This is a genomic window from Variovorax sp. HJSM1_2, assembly GCF_049316285.1.
GTDB lineage: Bacteria > Pseudomonadota > Gammaproteobacteria > Burkholderiales > Burkholderiaceae_C > Rhodoferax_B.
In genome coordinates this window covers 326,168-342,856 of sequence record NZ_JBMOXA010000002.1, presented here as the reverse complement: position 1 = coordinate 342,856, position 16,689 = coordinate 326,168, and the positions used below count along the sequence as shown (strand labels likewise).

At 62.7% G+C, this 16,689-nt stretch carries 17 protein-coding genes; 12 read left to right on the top strand and 5 right to left on the bottom strand.

All coding sequences use genetic code 11. The annotated features are described in order from the left end of the window. Positions 1-7: 7 nt before the first annotated feature. The 3 genes from ACFQ95_RS04040 to ACFQ95_RS04030 all read left to right on the top strand — a co-directional run bounded on the left by ACFQ95_RS04040 (position 8) and on the right by ACFQ95_RS04030 (position 2,798). On the top strand, positions 8-1,732 hold the full coding sequence (locus ACFQ95_RS04040) for an acyl-CoA dehydrogenase family protein (protein WP_422829514.1): 1,725 nt from the start codon (positions 8-10) through the stop codon (positions 1,730-1,732). Between the two features lie 39 nt (positions 1,733-1,771). Next, on the top strand, positions 1,772-2,230 hold the full coding sequence (locus ACFQ95_RS04035; protein ID WP_422829513.1) for a MarR family winged helix-turn-helix transcriptional regulator: 459 nt from the start codon (positions 1,772-1,774) through the stop codon (positions 2,228-2,230). A 217-nt stretch (positions 2,231-2,447) separates the two neighbouring features. Continuing rightward, positions 2,448-2,798, top strand: coding sequence for a winged helix-turn-helix transcriptional regulator (locus tag ACFQ95_RS04030; RefSeq protein ID WP_422829512.1), 351 nt, complete (start codon positions 2,448-2,450; stop codon positions 2,796-2,798). Positions 2,799-2,862: 64 nt separating this feature from the next. Here the strand turns inward: ACFQ95_RS04030 and ACFQ95_RS04025 are convergent, their stop codons facing one another. The 5 genes from ACFQ95_RS04025 to ACFQ95_RS04005 are packed head-to-tail and all read right to left on the bottom strand — an operon-like array spanning position 2,863 to position 6,918. Next, positions 2,863-3,549, bottom strand: coding sequence for a hypothetical protein (locus tag ACFQ95_RS04025; protein ID WP_422829511.1), 687 nt, complete (start codon positions 3,547-3,549; stop codon positions 2,863-2,865). Then, positions 3,546-4,448, bottom strand: a complete 903-nt coding sequence (locus ACFQ95_RS04020) for a fumarylacetoacetate hydrolase family protein (protein WP_422829510.1) — start codon at positions 4,446-4,448, stop codon at positions 3,546-3,548. Before ACFQ95_RS04020 ends, ACFQ95_RS04025 begins: the two co-directional genes overlap by 4 nt. Further along, the gene (locus tag ACFQ95_RS04015; protein WP_422829509.1) at positions 4,445-5,266 is read right to left on the bottom strand and encodes a hydratase; all 822 of its coding nucleotides are present in this window, start codon (positions 5,264-5,266) and stop codon (positions 4,445-4,447) included. The genes ACFQ95_RS04020 and ACFQ95_RS04015 overlap by 4 nt, the downstream gene beginning before the upstream one ends. Further along, a complete protein-coding gene (locus ACFQ95_RS04010) occupies positions 5,263-6,066 on the bottom strand; it encodes an ABC transporter ATP-binding protein (RefSeq protein WP_422829508.1) in 804 nt (267 codons plus the stop codon). The genes ACFQ95_RS04015 and ACFQ95_RS04010 overlap by 4 nt, the downstream gene beginning before the upstream one ends. A 51-nt stretch (positions 6,067-6,117) precedes the next feature. Next, positions 6,118-6,918 (bottom strand): IclR family transcriptional regulator, encoded by an 801-nt coding sequence (locus ACFQ95_RS04005; protein ID WP_422829507.1) that lies wholly within the window; start codon positions 6,916-6,918, stop codon positions 6,118-6,120. A 129-nt stretch (positions 6,919-7,047) separates the two neighbouring features. Here ACFQ95_RS04005 and ACFQ95_RS04000 point away from each other — a divergent pair, with 129 nt between their 5' ends. The 9 genes from ACFQ95_RS04000 to dnaJ all read left to right on the top strand — a co-directional run bounded on the left by ACFQ95_RS04000 (position 7,048) and on the right by dnaJ (position 16,590). Beyond that, positions 7,048-7,854 carry an ABC transporter permease gene (locus ACFQ95_RS04000; protein ID WP_422829506.1) on the top strand — a complete coding sequence of 269 codons (807 nt, stop codon included), beginning with the start codon at positions 7,048-7,050 and terminating at the stop codon, positions 7,852-7,854. A 61-nt stretch (positions 7,855-7,915) separates the two neighbouring features. After that, positions 7,916-8,890 carry an ABC transporter substrate-binding protein gene (locus ACFQ95_RS03995; RefSeq protein ID WP_422829505.1) on the top strand — a complete coding sequence of 325 codons (975 nt, stop codon included), beginning with the start codon at positions 7,916-7,918 and terminating at the stop codon, positions 8,888-8,890. Between the two features lie 2 nt (positions 8,891-8,892). Further along, positions 8,893-9,660 carry an SDR family NAD(P)-dependent oxidoreductase gene (locus tag ACFQ95_RS03990; RefSeq protein WP_422829504.1) on the top strand — a complete coding sequence of 256 codons (768 nt, stop codon included), beginning with the start codon at positions 8,893-8,895 and terminating at the stop codon, positions 9,658-9,660. Between the two features lie 7 nt (positions 9,661-9,667). Then, positions 9,668-10,645, top strand: a complete 978-nt coding sequence (locus tag ACFQ95_RS03985; protein ID WP_422829503.1) for an aldo/keto reductase — start codon at positions 9,668-9,670, stop codon at positions 10,643-10,645. Positions 10,646-10,829: 184 nt separating this feature from the next. Beyond that, positions 10,830-12,017: a fumarylacetoacetate hydrolase family protein gene (locus ACFQ95_RS03980; RefSeq protein WP_422829502.1), complete on the top strand. Its 1,188-nt coding sequence runs from the start codon at positions 10,830-10,832 to the stop codon at positions 12,015-12,017. 133 nt (positions 12,018-12,150) lie between these two features. Next, on the top strand, positions 12,151-12,504 hold the full coding sequence (locus ACFQ95_RS03975; RefSeq protein ID WP_422829501.1) for an FKBP-type peptidyl-prolyl cis-trans isomerase: 354 nt from the start codon (positions 12,151-12,153) through the stop codon (positions 12,502-12,504). A gap of 185 nt (positions 12,505-12,689) precedes the next feature. Beyond that, on the top strand, positions 12,690-13,247 hold the full coding sequence (gene grpE, locus ACFQ95_RS03970; protein WP_422829500.1) for a nucleotide exchange factor GrpE: 558 nt from the start codon (positions 12,690-12,692) through the stop codon (positions 13,245-13,247). A 131-nt stretch (positions 13,248-13,378) separates the two neighbouring features. After that, on the top strand, positions 13,379-15,334 hold the full coding sequence (dnaK, locus tag ACFQ95_RS03965) for a molecular chaperone DnaK (protein ID WP_422829499.1): 1,956 nt from the start codon (positions 13,379-13,381) through the stop codon (positions 15,332-15,334). 110 nt (positions 15,335-15,444) lie between these two features. Beyond that, positions 15,445-16,590 carry a molecular chaperone DnaJ gene (dnaJ, locus tag ACFQ95_RS03960; protein WP_422829497.1) on the top strand — a complete coding sequence of 382 codons (1,146 nt, stop codon included), beginning with the start codon at positions 15,445-15,447 and terminating at the stop codon, positions 16,588-16,590. The last annotated feature ends 99 nt before the right edge of the window (positions 16,591-16,689 follow it).

Sequence of the window (16,689 nt, the reverse complement as noted above, 5' to 3'; positions counted from 1 at the left end):
TATTCGTATGACCGCTTACCGCCCAAACCTTGCCGACATCCAGTTCATCCTGCACGAGGTGCTGCAGGCGCCGCGGCAATTGCAGGCCCTGCCCGCATTTGCCGACACCGACAGCAGCCTGTTGGCGCAGGTCTTGGATGAGGCGGGCAAGTTTGTGGCGGCCGAGGTGGCACCGTTGAGCCGAGTGGGTGACGAGGTGGGGTGCACATTCAAAGACGGGCGCGTGACCACGCCACCCGGGTTTCAAAAAGCCTATAGCGCCTTCTGCCAAGCCGGATGGCCCGCGCTGGCCTGCGACACCACGCATGGCGGCCAGGGCCTGCCCTGGGTGCTCGAAGGGGTGGTGTTTGAAATGCTCAGCGCCGCCAATCACGGCTGGACCATGGCCCCGGGCCTGTTGCACGGCGCCTACGAATGCCTCAAGCACCACGCAAGCGCCGAGCTCCAGGCGCGATATCTGGAAAAGGTCGCCACCGGCGAATGTTTGGCGACCATGTGCCTCACCGAACCCCAAGCCGGCAGCGACCTGGGACTGGTGCGCACCCGCGCCACGGTGCAGGCCGACGGTTCCTACGCCTTGCAAGGCACGAAGATTTTCATCTCGGGCGGTGAACACGATCTGACCGAGAACATCCTGCACCTGGTGCTCGCACGTTTGCCGGACGCCGCGCCCGGGCCCAAGGGCCTGTCGCTTTTCCTGGTGCCCAAACGATTGCCCGGCGGCCAACGCAATGCCGTGGTGTGTGAGCGCATAGAGGAAAAAATGGGCTTGCACGGCAGCCCCACCTGTGTGATGCGTTTTGACGAGGCCACCGGCTGGCTCGTCGGCCATGCTGGCGCTGGCCTCAACGCCATGTTTGTGATGATGAACGCGGCCCGTGTACACGTTGCACTGCAAGGCATAGGCCTGCTGGATGCCGCCTGGCAAAAGGCCCACGACTACGCACACGAACGCCGCCAGATGCGCGCCCCACGCGCCGAAGGCCTGCCCAAGGCCGGCGCCGAGCCCGACCTGATTGCCGAACACCCAGCGGTGCAAAACATCCTGCACACCCAGCGGGCCTGGATAGACGGCGGCCGCGTGCTCGCCTACCGCACTGGCGTGGAACTCGACATCGCCAAACACCACCCGGATGCCAAGCGCCGCGAGCAAGCCCAGAACTGGTGCAGCCTGGTCACGCCGGTGCTGAAGGCCAGTTGCACCGCGCAGGCTTTTGCCGGTGCCAGCGAATGCCTGCAGGTGTTCGGCGGCCACGGCTACGTGCGGGAATGGGGCATTGAGCAAATCGTGCGCGACGCACGGGTGCCGATGATCTACGAGGGCACGAACGAAATCCAGGCCATAGACCTGCTGCTGCGCAAGGTTCTGCCCGATGGCGGCGAGGCACTGGCGGCCCTGTGGCTGTCGCTGCGCAAAGATCTCGATGCCAGCCTGGCACTGGATGCCGAGGTCTTGCGCCGCATGGCCGAACTGCGTTACCTCGCCACACAAATCCACCTCGCCGCCGCGGGTGATGCGCGTTTGCCCTTTGTGGTGGCCGATGACTTTCTGCAAGTGGTGGCCCTGGTGCTGCTGGCCTGGGCCTGGACACAGATTGCCCACACGCCAGGCGCCGACACACCACGCTGGCAAGTGCCAGGCGTGGCGCTGCAGCAACGCATTCTGCCCACGCTGGAGATGCTGCTGCGCCGCATCCGCTTGCAACTTCCAGCGCCCAATCCGCTGGGCTGAGACCCGCCCAGGCTGCGATCGGACTGGCACAATCCACCGATGCACACAGATACCCAAGCAACGCCCCACGTTGAAACCGTAGACACCAGCTTTCTGGAAAGTCTGATGGGCTACAACACCCGCCGCGCGGCGCTCAGCATTGTTGAGTTGTTCATGCAGAAGATGGCGGTTTACGACCTACGTATCGTGGACTTTTCGGTGCTTTCGCTGATTGGCCACAACCCTGGCATCACTTCGCGCCAACTCTGTAGTGCGCTGAATATCCTGCCGCCCAACCTGGTGGGCATCATCGTCGGACTGGACAAGCGGGCCCTCATCACCCGCCTGCCCCATCCGCACGACGGTCGTGCCACCGGCCTGCACCTCGCCCCCGAAGGCAGTGAACTGCTGCGCCGTGCCGAGTCCACCGCTGCCGACCTGGAGCTCGAAGCCACCTCGCGCCTGAGCGTGGCCGAGCGCAAAACGCTGATTCGCCTTTTGCAGAAGATTTACCGCTGAACGGCTGTTGTGCGGCTTTTATGGCACCGTTTGGCGGCTACAACAGGTGATCCGCGCAACACTCGCTATGAAACTAGTAGCAAAACAAAATTTGCGATATAGTTGATCGCTCGTCTTGCCGCCACGCCAAAGGCTGGCCATGTTGAGGGCCCCGTTTCCATACGGCCCCCTCGGCCACAAGCCGCATAACCAATAAATGTCTCGAGGAGAGCCGATCATGAGTTCCAAGGAAAACGTTGCCATTCACCAGCTGCTGGCCTTGCTGGAATGCCGCTATGCGCTGCGCGTTCTGTGGTCGCTGCGTGATGGCCACGCGCAAACCTTCCGCCTGCTGCAAGACAGCGTGGGCGGCATCACCCCCAACACCCTGAACACCCGCATCAAAGAGCTGCGTGAAGCCGAGCTGCTGACCCACGGCTCCGACGGCTACAGCCTCACACCATCTGGCATGGACCTGCTCAAGCGTCTGAACGATTTGCAGGCCTTTGCCGGCAAGTGGGTGGCGGGCCGCGCCAAAAAGGCCGAAGCCGCAGCCGCCGAGCCCAGCAGCCCCAGCACCCCGGCCTGAACGCCCCCGCACCAGTAAAAAAGCGACCTACGGGTCGCTTTTTGCATGGGGCACATCAATACGCTCAGCCCGCCGCCCAAGGTGTTTTGCAGCGGGTGTATTCCAGTTGGTAGACCGACAGCTCGCTGTCGCCAGCGCCCGCCTGTGCCAGCGCGGCTTGCAAACCGGGCGTGATACCAGCCAGCGCGGTTGCATGGCTGCCCTCCACCAGCACCACCCAGGTCGGCACAAGTGTGGCGTTGGCGCGTGCCTTCTTCTCGGCAGTCAACACCTGGCTGCCTTCCACGTCGGCCAGGCACAGGTGTGCGCCCACGATGCCGGGCGCCTCCAGCAGCGCCGGTAATAGCTGCTGGCGCAACTGCCGCGCCACCGCTTCACGCAGCTCCGGCGCCACATCGAAGCGCAGTGTGGCGATGCTGCCGCCCTGGCCCACGCCGCCGGTAAAGTCCACACGACAGATGGAACGAGAGACGTCGCGGAACGCCGTCACCGACGCCTGCGTCCACGGCGTGGGGTGGTTCAGCCGGTTCAGGTAGTCCTGCCCGCCCACCACCTCGGGGCTTTGCGCCTCGTACAGGTTGAAATACTCGGGCGCACCCTGCAGCGCAACGTAGCGGCGGCCACGCAGAAAGCCGGGAATACCGGCGCGCTCGGGCATGTGCTCCCGGTTGTGCCACTCGTAGAAATTGGGCTTGGCCTCGGGCAGCAGGTTGTGCCAGATGGCCACCACGCCCAGGCCGGCCAGGCTCATGCCGCCTCCCCACGTGTATTCAGGACGCGGGCCGCCCAAGCCTGCCCCGCCGCATCGTCATAGGGCACGACTTCCTGGCGCTGCTCACCCAGGCCTTCAATGCCCAGCGTCATGACGTCGCCGTTGTTCAAGAAGATCGGCGGCTTGAAGCCAAAGCCCACGCCCGGCGGCGTGCCGGTGGGGATCACATCACCCGGCATCAGCGCCATGAAGCGGCTCAAATAGCTGACGATCACGTCCACACCAAAAATCATGGTGCGTGTGTTGCCGGTCTGGCGGCGCTGGCCGTTCACGTCCAGCCACATCGCCAGGTTCTGCACATCGGGCACTTCGTCACGCGTCAGCAGCCACGGGCCTATGGGGCAATGTGTGGGGTAGCTCTTGCCCTTGGTCCACTGGCCTTCAAACTCGGTCTGGAAAGCGCGCTCCGACACGTCGTTCACCAGGCAGTAACCGGCCACGTGTTTGAGCGCATCCGCCTGGCCGACATTCCAGGTCGGCTGGCCTATGACGATGCCCAGCTCCACCTCCCAGTCCAGCTTGACCGAACCCGGCGCGCGCAGCACCGCGTCATTCGGGCCGCTGAGCGCGCTGGTGTGTTTGTTGAACACGATGGGCTGGCCGGGAATGGGCGAGTTGGTCTCGGCCGCATGGTCCGAGTAGTTCAGGCCTATACACACCACGTTGTGCACCTGGCCGACACACGCCCCCAGGCGCACACCTTCGGGCACCAGCGGCAGCGACTGTGGATCGAGCGCGCGCAGCCGCGCCAGGCTCTCCGGGCCGAGCACGTTGCCCGCAATGTCGGCCACCTGGCCCGACAGATCGCGGATGCGGCCCTGTGTATCCATCAGCCCCGGCTTCTCGGCGCCTGGCGCCCCATAACGTAGCAATCTCATGTATTTGTCTCCTGTGGAATCGTGAACGAAAAATCAAATGCGTCTTGCGCCTCGTACTGCACCTGGATGCGGGTTTCGGCAGGCCAGGTTGGCACACCCGCCATGGAGCCGGTGATCACCACCTGCCCGGCTTGCAAGCCCAGGCCGTTCTCGCGCAAGAAGTTGGCCAGCCAATACAGGCCGGGTCGCGGCTCGCCATCGGCATTGCGCGCGGCGTGGCTTGTGTGTTGGCCGCCCACTGTGAAGGCCAGGTCGAAGGCGCGCCACGGCCGGTCATTGAACTTGGGCCCTAGCAGCAGGCCGGAGTTGAACAAGCCGTCGGCCAGCAGTTCGGGAAACGCCGCTTCGGCCGCAGCCTCGGCGTTGTAGCGCCCGCCCACCACCTCCAGCGCACAACAGGCGTGGCTGATCGCCGCATCCACCTCGGCAGGCGCATAAGGCTCGGCGCGTGGCGGCAGGTCGTGCGCCAGCACAAAGCCAATCTCCTGCTCGAAGCGGCAGCTTGACGCGCCCGCAGCCACGCCGTTGAGACTGATGGCCGGGCCATCCAGCGCCAAGCTTTGCACATCGCGGCGAAAGATAGGGCCGACCACCAGCTTGCCGGGCGCGGGCAGGCCACATTTCCAGCCGGCGATGGCATCCGGCCAAGCCTGGGTGACCAATTGCTGTACCTGCCAAGCCTGCATCAAGGTGCGCGGACGGCAGGCTTCAGGCAAGCGCCCGCCCAGGCTGCGTGTTTGGCGGCGTGCCAGCAAAAGTTGCGCGGCCTGCTGGGCCATGGCGGCAGACCAGTCATTGTCTTGGGGTTGGTTTGTCATGCTGCACGCGCCTTCACTTCTGCGACCACGTCACGCGACAACACACCCTTGCTGAAGAAGATCTCGTTGATCTCGTCGCAGGCATCGAAGAAGCGCTGGTCGCGCCGCGCCTCCAGGCCGCGTGCACGCGGCAGGTCTATCTTGAGTTCACGGTCTATCTTGCCGGGCCGGGCCGACATCACCAGCACGCGGTCGGCCAGCAGCACGGCCTCGTCCACGCTGTGGGTGATGAAGAGCACGGTCTTCTTGGTTGTCATCCAGAGTTTTTCCAGATCCAGCCGCACCTGCTCGCGCGTGAGCGCATCCAGCGCGCCGAAGGGCTCGTCCATCAGCAAAAGCGGCGGGTTGTGCAGCAAGGCGCGCGCAATCGACGCACGCTGGCGCATGCCGCCCGACAACTCGTGCGGGTAGCGGTCGGCAAAGTCCTGCAGGCCCACCTGCTCCAGCAACTGCATGGCGCGCTCTTTGTATTCGTTCACGTCGAGCCCGCGCATGTCGGCCTGGAACAACACGTTCTGCAAGGTGTTGCGCCACTCCAGCAGCACCGGGCTCTGGAACACGATGCCCACGTCGCTCACCGGGCCGGTGACCGGCTGGCCGTTGACCTCGATGCTGCCGCTGCTGACACCGTGCAGCCCGGCCACCAGCCGCATGAGGGTGGACTTGCCGCAGCCCGAAGGCCCCACAACGGCGATGAATTCACCCGGTTGCACCTGCAGGTCTATGCCCTGCAGCGCGGTGGTTTCAAGCCCCCCGCGCCGATAACGCTTGGTGACCTGTTGAATATTGATTCCCAGCACGTTTTGTCTCCTCTTTTTTCTGTCGATCTGAATATCTGTGTCTTGGGTGCGCTAGCTGGATGGCAAGCCCTCGCTGCGCGGCCAGACCATGCGCAAGGTCTGCACGGCCGCAGCCAGCTGGGCCTGGCACTCGGCGTACCGGTCTTCACTCAAACGCATACAGGGACCGGCAATGCTCATGGTGCCCACCACCTGGTCACTGGCGTTGCGCACCACCATCGCCAGCGCGCTGACACCGGGCTCGGCCTCTTCAACCGCCAGGCCGTAGCCACGCTCACGCGTTTGCTGCAGCGTCTCCAGCAATGCCGCCACGGTGCGCACCACGCGCGGCCCGCCCACAGGCGAGGTTGCCGCGTCCTGCGCAAAGCCCGCGCGCATGGCGTGCTGCAGCGCTTGTTCATCGGTCTGGCTGGCCAGCCAGGCTTTGCCGTTGGCCGTGGCGTGCAAGATGATGTCGCCCGACATCGACGGCTGGTACATCAGCCCAGGTGCGGCGCCTTGTGATGACGCAAACCAGCGCAGGCGGTCGCCGTCGACCACGGTCACACGCACCAGTTCTTTACATTGCCGCGCCACGCCGTCTATCACGGGCTGCACCAGGCCAGGCAAGCCGGTGCCATAAAGGTACTGCTGCCCCAGCAGCGACAGCTTCAGGCTGAGCCGGTAGCGCTCGGTCGTGGGCTGCTGCTCCACCCAACCCTGCTCGACCAGGTTGGCCAGCAGGCGGTGTGCAGGGCCGGCCTGCAGGTCCAGGCGCTGGGCGATATCGGACAGCCGCAGCCACTCGGGATGGGCCGCCAGCAGCTCCAGCGCCTCCAGGCAGCGGTCGAGTAATCCTTTGACAAGTCTCATTTTGTTGGAATTGTTTTTTTATTGGAATGACGTTACATTAACAAAACCGCAAGCTGCTGTCAAACAAACAAGACCACAGCGAACACAAAAACCGGGCGCCAAAGAGCGGCCCATCAAGACGGAGACAACATGAATTTGCGAATGTTTGGGCGCTACCAGCAGGCCGTGCGTCTGGTGTTGACCTTTGGCGGCTTTCTGCTGGTGTGGCAGTTGTTTTGCATGCTCACAGGCATCAAGCCTTACATCCTGCCGGCCCCCAGCCTGATCATCGTCAGCCTGATCCAAAAGTTTCCGCGCCTGGCCGAGGCCAGCTTCTACACCCTGCAGCCCATGGTGCTGGGTTATCTGGCAGCGGTGGTGCTGGGGGTGCTGATTGCACTCGGCATCGCCTTCTCGCGCACCCTGGAGCGCACGCTCTACCCGCTGCTGGTGTTTTTTCAGATCATTCCGAAGATCGCCGTGGCGCCGTTGTTCATCATCTGGTTTGGCTTTGGGCTGATGCCCAAGGTGCTGCTGGTGTTCCTGCTGTCGTTTTTTCCGGTGGTGGTCTCGGCGATCACCGCCTTCCGCTCGGTCGACGCCGACATCATGGACCTGGCGCGCTCCACCGGCGCTTCGCGCCTGCGCACCTTCTTCAAGATCCAGATCCCGCACGCGCTGCCCACACTGTTCACCGGCTTCAAGGTGGCGGCGGCGCTGTCCTCCACCGCCGCCGTGGTGGCCGAGTTCGTGGCCTCGGACAAGGGCCTGGGTTTTCTGCTGCTGGAGTACAACGGCGCGCTAGACACCACCATGACCTTTGCCACCATCATCGTGCTCAGTGTGCTGGGCCTGGCGCTCTACGGCCTGGTCGAGCTGATCGAAATGTTCACCATTCCGTGGCACATCTCGCGCCGCGAGCCGCAGGGCGTGGCGCCCGCCGGTGATGGGCACTGAGCATCTGTTTTCCTTCGTTCCTCGCTTCACTTTCCCAACAAAACCAACCGGAGACAAAAGTATGAAGAAGATCATGAAGACCGCCGCCCTGGCCGTGGCCTTGACACTAGGGGCCGGACACGCCATGGCGCAAGAGAAAGCCTCACTGCGCCTGAACTGGCTGCTCTACGGCTTCCACTCGTTTTTCCAACTGGGTGTGGACAAGGGCTTTTACAAGGAAGAAGGCATAGACCTGACGATTGGCGAAGGCCAGGGCTCGGGGCGCGCCATCCAGATCGTCGGCAGCAAGTCCGACACCTTCGGTCTTTCAGACGGCGGCAGCGTGATCGCCGGCGCCGCCAAGGGTGCGCCGGTACAAGCGGTGATGGGCATCATGAACAAGACGCCGTTCGCCATCATCTCGCGCGCCGACGCCAACATCAAAAGCGTGAAAGACCTGGAGGGCAAAACCGTTGCCGCCACCACCGGCGAGGCTGGGCTGTCCATCTTCCCTTCCATCGTCAGCGCCAACAAGCTGGACGCCAGCAAGATCAATTTTGTACGTGTGGACGGCAACGGCAAGCTTGTGGCCATGCTGGAAAAAAAGGTCGACGCCATGCTCGGCGGGCTGGAAAACCAGTCGCTGATATTGGCGCAGCGCGGCATGGCCGTGACCAACCTGGGTTATGCCGACATTGGCGCCAACACGCTGGGGCTGGTGATCTCGGCGCACACCGATACGCTGAAAGCCAACCCGGCGCTGGTGCAGAAGTTCATACGCGCGACGCAAAAGTCCATCGCCTACACCGAGAAGAATCCTGAGGAAGCGATTGCCGCGATCGCCAAAATCAAGCCCGATCTGGACAAGGACCTGGCGCTCAAGCAACTCAAGGTCGGCCTGACACTGCAACGCGCCGCCGGCGGCGAGAGCCAGCCGATTGGCTGGATGAACCCCGACGACTGGAGCCGCACCCTGAAGATGGCCCAGGACTACCAGGAACTCAAGACCGACCTGCCCGTCACCGCCTTCTATACCAACCAGTTGGTGGGCAAATAAACATGGGCGCAGCGCTGGTGTATGACTTCAAGGGCCGCGTCGCAGTGATCACCGGCGGCAGCGGCGGCCTGGGCCTGGCCATGGCCGAACGCCTGTGGGGCGCGGGTGCCAGCGTCGCGCTGTGGGATGCGCAGACCACCAACGCGGCGGCTCTGGCACAACGCCTGGGCCCGCGTGTGCTGCCGCTGCAGGTGGACGTGACGAGTGAAGAGTCGGTGGTGGCGGCGGCCCAGGCCACACGCGAGCACTTCGGCCACATCGACACACTGGTCAACAACGCCGGCATCCTGGGCCCGGTGGCCAACACCTGGGAGCACAGTCCGGCGCAGTTCCGCAAAGTGCTGGAGGTGAACCTGGTCGGCGCCTTTCTGTGCTGCCACGCCGTCATTCCGCTGATGCTGCAGAACCCGGCCTCGGCCTGGCGCGGGCGCATCGTCAACGTGTCGAGCATCCAGGCCAAGGAAGGCATGCCGCAGGCTGCCGCCTATGCGGCATCCAAGGCCGGACTGATAGCCCTGAGCAAAACATTGGGCAAGGAACTGGCGACCGAAGGCATTCTGGTCAACGCCATCACGCCCGCTGCCGTGATGACCGCCATGGCCGATGCACTGACCGATGAACGCCGCGACGCCATCCTGGCGCGTATTCCGATGCGCCGCTTCCTGACCGCCGAGGAGGTCGCCGACCAAGTGGCCTGGCTGTGCTCGGCCGAGTGCGCGTTTGCCACCGGCGCGGTGTTTGATCTGTCGGGCGGCCGCGCCACCTACTGATCATCTGATGCAAACCGTCGAAATCCAAGGGCTGCAAGGCCCGATCCAGGTGTCACGCCTCGTGCTTGGCACCGACTACTTCGGCTCGGGCGTGCCACGCGACGAGTCCTTCCGCATCTTGGACGCCTACGTCGCCGCCGGCGGCAACATGCTAGACACCGCGCGCTTCTATGCCGACTGGGTTCCCGGCGGCCATGGCGCCAGCGAACGCACGTTGGGCGAGTGGCTGCGCGAGCGCCCCGGCATGCGTGAGCGCGTGTTGATCGCCACCAAGGGCGGCCACCCACCGCTGCAGGACATGCACTGCAGTCGCCTGCATTTGGATGCAGTGCAGCGCGACCTGGATCTGAGCCTGCAAACCCTGGGTGTGGACAGCATCGATCTTTACTGGCTGCACCGCGACGACGAAAGCCAGCCCGTGGAACACATCATGGACATGCTCGCCGCCGTGGCCGCCACCGGCAAAGTGCGCGCGCTGGGTGTTTCCAACTGGCGCGCCCAGCGCATCCTGGCGGCCAACCGTTATGCCGAGCAGCATGGTCTGCCCAGGCTGTGCGCCAGCCAACTGCAGTGGAGTTTGGCGGTCTCCAGCGCCGAGGCACAGGAAGACGACACCCGTGTGGTGATGGACCAGGCCGAGTTGGCGTGTTACCAGCAACAGCAATTCCCGGTGATGGCCTATACCGCCCAGGCCAAGGGCTTTTTCTCGCGCCCGCTGCAAGGCCCGGGCGCCGCCAACGACAAATCACAGCGCTGGTTCACCAACCCGGTCAACCTGGCGCGGCGCGAACGGGTACAGCAACTGGCCCAGCGCAGCGGCCTCAGCCCCACCCAGATTGCGCTGGGCTATGTGCTGAGCCAGCCATTGCCGGCCATGGCCTTGATAGGCCCACGCCAGTTGCACCAGTTGCTCGACTCGCTGACCGCGGCCGAGGTGCTGCTGTCGCCGGCGGATATGCGCGCCCTCGTCGATGGCGATGCCTGAAGCCAAAGCATTGCCGCGCCGCTTCTGCGATTTACGGCCTGGGCGCGCGCGAAAGTCAGCATAATCAAAACACCGCTTAACGTTACCAAGCCTTCATGGCACATGAACCCGGCAACGCCACACTTCGGCATGAAGCGGCCATAGACCAACACAAACCTAACACCCAATAGGAACGAGACATTTCATGCAGCAACATTTGACGCTCTCCGCAGCACTTCCCGCCGACCACGCCCAGGCCTTGCTCATAGGCCGCATCTGGGTCGAGGGCACCGGCCCGGTGCTGGTACAAGTGCAGGCTGACGGCATTTACAGCCTGGAGCACATCGCCGCCACGGCCAGCCAACTGCTGGAACAGGCCAAGCCCGCCGCCCTGGTGCGTGCCCAGCCCGGCAAACGTATTGCCGACACCGCCGCCGTGCTGGCCAACTCGGCCGAAGAAGCACGCAACCCTGCCCTGCCCTGGTTCCTGGCGCCCAATGACCTGCAGGCCATCAAGGCCTCGGGTGTGACCTTTGTCGCCTCCATGCTGGAGCGTGTGATCGAAGAACAAGCGCGTGGCGACGCCGGCAAGGCCGAGTCGGTGCGCAAGGCCGTGGTGGCCGTGATCGGTGACAACCTGCGCAGCCTGGTGCCCGGCTCCAAGGAAGCCATGGCGCTCAAAGAAGTGCTGATCCAGCAAGGTGTGTGGTCGCAATACCTGGAAGTGGGCATTGGACCGGACGCCGAGATCTTCACCAAGTCGCCGGTGCTCAGCGCCGTGGGCATTGGCGCCGAAGTGGGCATCCATCCGGGCAGCGTGTGGAACAACCCCGAGCCCGAAATTGTCTTGGCCGTGAACAGCCGCGGCGAAGTACAAGGTGCGGCCTTGGGCAACGACGTCAATCTGCGCGACTTCGAAGGCCGCAGCGCGCTGCTGCTGGGCAAGGCCAAGGACAACAACGCCTCGTGTGCCATTGGTCCGTTCATCCGTTTGTTTGACGACAAGTTCAGCATCGACGACGTGCGCCGCTGCGACCTGGCCATGCGTGTCGATGGCCCGGCGATCGACGGCAAACCCGGCTTCACCATGCATGGCGCCAGCAGCCTGTCACAGATCAGCCGCGACCCGCTCGATCTGGTCAAACAGGCCAGCGGCGCCAACCACCAATACCCCGACGGTTTTATGCTGTTCCTGGGCACCATGTTTGCCCCCACACAAGACCGCCACGGCCCCGGCCAAGGCTTCACCCACGTGGTCGGCGACGTGGTGACGGTGACCACACCACAACTCGGCCAACTGGCCAACCGCGTCAACACCAGCGACAAGGTGAAGCCATGGACCTATGGCATCAGCGCCTTGATGCACGACTTGGCACGCCGAAAAGTCGTGTAAGTTGCTCTAAGCGTTTGATTTTGCTGAGATCAGCTTTGCTGCTGGCATAATTCAGCGGTTTTTTAGCCTGCTCTGCGCATCCACGGTGCGCAAGCAGCTACTGTTTTAATAGCAATCTCACCAAGGAATTCCGATGAACAGCACCGCATCCGGCCTGCAATACGAAGACAAAGTCGTCGGCGAAGGCGCCGAAGCCCGCAAGGGCCAGAACGTCAAGGTGCACTACACCGGCTGGCTCTACAACGACGGCGCACAAGGTGCCAAGTTCGACTCCAGCAAAGACCGCAACGATCCATTCGTGTTCTCGCTGGGCGCCGGCATGGTCATCAAGGGCTGGGACGAAGGTGTGGCCGGCATGAAGGTCGGCGGTTTCCGCACGCTGATCATCCCTGCGGCCCTGGGCTATGGCGCACGCGGCGCCGGCGGCGTGATCCCGCCAAACGCCACGCTGAAGTTCGACGTTGAATTGCTCGACGTCCAAGGCTAAAGTCCGCCTGCGTGCAGCATGCGGCTGCACACGTAAAACAGCCCCCAAACAGTCGTTTAGGGGCTGTTTTCTTGCCCAAACAGGGTAAATCGGCCAAAAAATCGCTCATCCAGCCCAAAGCCCTCTTGAAAACAAAGGCTTAGCCCAGAGGTATGGGCAGCGTTACAACTTTTCGACTCACAAGCATGTCTGAACCCACATCCAATCCTTATCACCAGCCCAATCCCAACGCCATCCCTGAAGAGGTCGAAAGCGGTTTGGCCTCCAGTGATGTGGAAGCTTTGGCCCAAGCGCAAGCCGAGTTGGCCGAGCTCAAAGCCAAAAGCGCCGATCTGGCCGACCAGTTCTTGCGTGCCAAGGCCGACGCCGAAAACGCGCGTCGCCGTGCCGAAGAAGAAGTTGCCAAAGCGCGCAAATTCAGCCTGGAAAGCTTTGCCGAAAGCCTGCTGCCCGTGGCCGACAGCCTGGAAGCCGGCCTGGCCATCCAGAACGGCACGGTGGAGCAGATCCGCGAAGGCGCCGAAGCCACGCTGCGCCAATTGAAGAGCGCACTCGAGCGCAACAAGGTTGTGCAAATCGACCCGCCCGCCGGCACCAAGTTCGACCCGCACCAGCACCAGGCCATCAGCATGGTGCCGTCCGAGCTGGACGCCAACACGGTGGTCACCGTGCTGCAAAAGGGCTACCTCATCGTCGACCGTGTGCTGCGCCCAGCCCTGGTGACGGTCAGCGCTCCCAAGTAAGAGCCAAAGAACTTAGATTTTTTGTGGAAAAACATTCGAAACGACTTGAAGTCCCAGAAGTTATCCACAAGTTAAGCACATAGGCTGAATTGTTCAGCCCCACAATTTTTCAAAAATTTCAGGAGTTAAAAATGGGAAGAATCATCGGTATTGACCTCGGCACCACCAACAGCTGTGTGTCCGTCATGGAAGGCAACACCTCGCGCGTCATCGAGAACTCCGAAGGCGCCCGCACCACCCCATCCATCGTGGCTTACCAGGAAGACGGTGAAGTGCTGGTCGGCGCCAGCGCCAAGCGCCAAGCCGTGACCAACCCCACGAACACGCTCTACGCCGTGAAGCGTTTGATCGGCCGCAAGTTCACCGAAAAAGAAGTCCAGAAGGACATCGACCTGATGCCTTACAAGATCGTCGCTGCCGACAATGGCGACGCCTGGGTGGAAGTGCGCGGCAACAAGATCTCGGCCCAGCAAGTCTCCGCCGACATTCTGCGCAAGATGAAGAAAACCGCCGAAGACTACCTCGGCGAACCCGTGACCGAAGCCGTGATCACGGTGCCGGCCTACTTCAACGACGCACAACGCCAAGCCACCAAGGACGCTGGCCGTATTGCCGGTCTGGAAGTCAAGCGCATCATCAACGAGCCTACCGCTGCGGCCCTGGCCTTCGGCCTGGACAAACAAGACAAGGCTGACCGCAAGATCGCCGTGTACGACCTGGGCGGCGGCACGTTCGACGTGTCCATCATCGAAATCGCCGACGTTGATGGCGAAAAGCAGTTCGAAGTGTTGTCCACCAACGGCGACACCTTCCTGGGCGGCGAAGACTTCGACCAACGCATCATCGACTACATCATCTCCGAGTTCAAGAAAGAACAAGGCGTTGACCTGAGCAAGGACGTGCTGGCCCTGCAGCGCCTGAAGGAAGCCGCTGAAAAGGCCAAGATCGAACTGTCGAACAGCGCAGCCACCGACATCAACCTGCCCTACGTGACGGCGGATGCCACCGGCCCCAAGCACTTGAACATCAAGCTCAGCCGCGCCAAGCTCGAAGCCCTGGTGGAAGAGCTGATCGAACGCACCATCGCCCCTTGCCGCACCGCCATCAAGGATGCCGGCGTGTCCGTGGCCGACATCCATGACGTGATCCTGGTCGGCGGCATGACCCGCATGCCCAAGGTGCAGGAAAAGGTGAAGGAATTCTTCGGCAAGGAACCACGCAAGGACGTGAACCCCGACGAAGCCGTGGCCGTGGGCGCCGCCATTCAAGGCCAGGTGTTGTCCGGCGACCGCAAGGACGTGTTGCTGCTCGACGTGACCCCGTTGTCGCTGGGCATCGAAACCCTGGGCGGCGTGATGACCAAGATGATCGCCAAGAACACGACCATCCCGACCAAGTTCGCCCAGACGTTCTCGACCGCTGACGACAACCAGCCTGCGGTGACCATCAAGGTGTTCCAGGGTGAGCGCGAAATCGCCACCACCAACAAGCTGTTGGGTGAGTTCAACCTCGAAGGCATTCCACCAGCAGCACGTGGCACGCCACAGATCGAAGTGTCGTTCGACATCGACGCCAACGGCATCTTGCACGTCGGCGCCAAGGACAAGGGCACTGGCAAGGAAAACAAGATCACCATCAAGGCGAACTCCGGTTTGTCGGAAGAAGAAATCCAGAAGATGGTGAAGGACGCGGAACTGAATGCCGCCGACGACAAGAAGAAGCTCGAACTGGTGCAGGCCCGTAACCAAGGCGAAGCCAGCGTGCACAGCGTGAAGAAGAACCTGACCGAATACGGCGACAAGCTCGAAGCCGGCGAGAAGGAAAAGATCGAAGCTGCGGTGAAGGACCTGGAAGAAGCCCTCAAGGGTGAAGACAAGACCGCCATCGAAGAAAAGACCAACGCGCTGATGACCGCCAGCCAAAAGCTGGGCGAAAAGATGTACGCCGACATGCAGGCCAAGCAAGGCGCTGAAGAAGCCGCTGCTGCGGGTGCCGCAGGTGGCTCGGCTGGTACGGAATCTGCATCGGCCAAGCCAGCCGACGACAACGTTGTGGACGCGGAAGTCAAGGAAGTGAAGAAGGGCTAAGGCCTGAGCAAACACTGGCTAAGGACTCGTCCCATGCTACGACGCGCCGCACTGGAATATTGCCCTAGTGCGGCGTTTGTGTTCATCACCTGCCCCTGAACTACAGCACCATGTCCAAGAGAGACTATTACGAGATCCTCGGCGTTCCCAAGAACGCGTCCGAGGAAGAAATGAAAAAGGCTTATCGCAAGCTTGCGATGAAGTACCACCCTGACCGCAACCAGGGTGATGCTGCCAAGGCTGCCGAAGAAAAGTTCAAGGACGCCAAAGAAGCCTACGAAATGTTGTCGGACCCGCAAAAACGCGCGGCCTACGACCAGTACGGCCACGCCGGTGTCGACCCGAATATGCGCGGCCCCGGCGGCGGCGGTGAAGGTTTTGGCGGTTTCGCCGAGGCCTTCGGCGACATCTTCGGCGACATGTTTGGCCAGCAAGGTGGTCGTGGCGGCGCGCGTGGTGGACGTCAGGTGTTCCGTGGCAACGACCTCAGCTACGCCATGGACATCACGCTGGAAGAAGCCGCACGTGGCAAGGAAGCGCAGATCCGCATCCCCAGCTGGGAAGCCTGTGACACCTGCCACGGCAGCGGCGCCAAGCCCGGCACCAGCGCCAAGACCTGCGGCACCTGCTCGGGTGCCGGCACGGTGCAGATGCGCCAGGGCTTCTTCAGTGTGCAGCAAACCTGCCCCACCTGCCGTGGTGCGGGCAAGATCATTCCCGACCCCTGCACGGTGTGCAGCGGCCAGGGCAAGATCAAGAAGCAAAAGACGCTGGAAGTGAAGATTCCTGCGGGCATAGACGACGGCATGCGCATCCGCTCGGTTGGCAACGGCGAGCCTGGCTCGAACGGCGGCCCCTCGGGTGACCTGTACATCGAGATCCGCCTGAAGAAACACGACATCTTCGAGCGCGACGGTGGCGACCTGCACTGCTCGGTGCCGGTGAGCTTCATCACCGCCGCCCTGGGTGGCGAGATCGAAGTGCCGACGCTGCAAGGCAAGGCCGCGATCGACATTCCCGAAGGCACGCAGGCCGGCAAGCAGTTCCGGCTGCGCGGCAAGGGTATCAAGGGTGTGCGCGACAGCTACCCTGGCGATCTGTATTGCCACATCTCGGTGGAAACGCCAGTCAAGCTCACCGAGCACCAGCGCAAGCTGATGCGTGAGCTTGAAGAGTCGCTGAAAAAAGGCGGCGGCAAACATTCACCGTCCGGCGAAAGCTGGACCGACCGCCTGCGCAATTTCTTCAGCGCCTGATGCACCTCTAACGCATCTCGTGCCAGCCGCAAACGCTGCAAGCACCCCAAAAGCCCGGTTCATGCCGGGCTTTTTTTATGCGCGCGATTTTGGAGGGCA